The 1,233-nt window shown below is 51.1% G+C and carries 11 tRNA genes and 1 rRNA gene; all 12 read left to right on the top strand.

Features of this window, described 5'->3' with window-relative positions:
* Positions 1-8: 8 nt before the first annotated feature.
* The 12 genes from rrf (at position 9) to CZ502_RS00005 (ending at position 1,162) form a co-directional block, all read left to right on the top strand.
* A 5S ribosomal RNA gene (gene rrf / locus CZ502_RS00060) occupies positions 9-125 on the top strand.
* Between the two features lie 5 nt (positions 126-130).
* Positions 131-203 (top strand) — tRNA-Val (locus CZ502_RS00055).
* Between the two features lie 17 nt (positions 204-220).
* A tRNA-Lys gene (locus tag CZ502_RS00050) sits at positions 221-293 on the top strand.
* Positions 294-337: 44 nt separating this feature from the next.
* Positions 338-410 (top strand) — tRNA-Thr (locus tag CZ502_RS00045).
* A gap of 8 nt (positions 411-418) precedes the next feature.
* Positions 419-490, top strand: a tRNA-Gly gene (locus tag CZ502_RS00040).
* Between the two features lie 16 nt (positions 491-506).
* A tRNA-Leu gene (locus tag CZ502_RS00035) sits at positions 507-592 on the top strand.
* Positions 593-600: 8 nt separating this feature from the next.
* Positions 601-674 (top strand) — tRNA-Arg (locus CZ502_RS00030).
* A 6-nt stretch (positions 675-680) separates the two neighbouring features.
* Positions 681-754, top strand: a tRNA-Pro gene (locus tag CZ502_RS00025).
* A 31-nt stretch (positions 755-785) separates the two neighbouring features.
* A tRNA-Met gene (locus tag CZ502_RS00020) sits at positions 786-859 on the top strand.
* A gap of 15 nt (positions 860-874) precedes the next feature.
* Positions 875-948 (top strand) — tRNA-Ile (locus CZ502_RS00015).
* A 43-nt stretch (positions 949-991) separates the two neighbouring features.
* Positions 992-1,079: transfer RNA gene (locus CZ502_RS00010), tRNA-Ser, on the top strand.
* Positions 1,080-1,088: 9 nt separating this feature from the next.
* A tRNA-Met gene (locus CZ502_RS00005) sits at positions 1,089-1,162 on the top strand.
* Positions 1,163-1,233: the final 71 nt, after the last annotated feature.

Here is a 1,233-nt window from a genome sequence, read left to right as displayed (position 1 = left end):
ACAAGTAGTGTGGTGATGATGGCTTGAAGGATACACCTGTTCCCATGCCGAACACAGAAGTTAAGCTTCAACACGCCGAAAGTAGTTGGGGGATCGCTCCCTGCGAGGATAGGACGTTGCCACGCTTTATGGAGGATTAGCTCAGTTGGGAGAGCATCTGCCTTACAAGCAGGAGGTCACAGGTTCGAGCCCTGTATCCTCCATTGAGCTTTAAGCTCATGAGCCGTTAGCTCAGTTGGTAGAGCATCTGACTTTTAATCAGAGGGTCGACGGTTCGAGCCCGTCACGGCTCATTGCCAATATATTTATTTGGCATAACAATTTATGTGCCTATTTTGCCGACTTAGCTCAGTTGGCAGAGCATCTGTCTTGTAAACAGGGGGTCGGAGGTTCGAATCCTCTAGTCGGCACTTAATATGCGGAAGTAGTTCAGTGGTAGAACATCACCTTGCCATGGTGGGGGTCGCGGGTTCGAATCCCGTCTTCCGCTTTGCCAGTTCTATAATGCCGGGGTGGCGGAATTGGCAGACGCACAGGACTTAAAATCCTGCGGTTAGTGATAACCGTACCGGTTCGATCCCGGTCCTCGGCACTTCATATGCACCCATAGCGCAATTGGATAGAGTGTCTGACTACGAATCAGAAGGTTGAAGGTTCGACTCCTTCTGGGTGCATTTTTTCGGGAAATAGCTCAGCTTGGTAGAGCACCTGGTTTGGGACCAGGGGGTCGCAGGTTCGAATCCTGTTTTCCCGACTTAAAATTCTAATATTACCTATTAGTTTTTCGCGGTGTAGCTCAGCTGGCTAGAGCGTCCGGTTCATACCCGGGAGGTCGGGGGTTCGATCCCCTCCGCCGCGATTGGCTGGCTGTTTTGGACCTTTAGCTCAGTTGGTTAGAGCAAGCGGCTCATAACCGCCCGGTCGTAGGTTCGAGTCCTACAAGGTCCATCAAAGATTATCTTTGATGAATCAATCAATTTAATCTTATTATGGAGGATTACCCAAGTGGCTGAAGGGGGCGGTCTTGAAAACCGCTAGGCCGTGAGAGCGACGCGAGGGTTCGAATCCCTCATCCTCCTTTTTATTATCGCGGGGTAGAGCAGTCTGGTAGCTCGTCGGGCTCATAACCCGGAGGTCGTTGGTTCAAATCCAGCCCCCGCAATTTTGGTCCGTTGGTCTAGTTGGTTTAGGACGCATCCCTGTCACGGATGAGATCACGAGTTCGAGTCTCGT

Source organism: Limosilactobacillus caccae, from assembly GCF_900156885.1.
Classification (GTDB): domain Bacteria; phylum Bacillota; class Bacilli; order Lactobacillales; family Lactobacillaceae; genus Limosilactobacillus; species Limosilactobacillus caccae.
The sequence above is the reverse complement of the archived record's forward strand: the minus strand, read 5'-3'. Positions and strand labels throughout refer to the sequence as shown.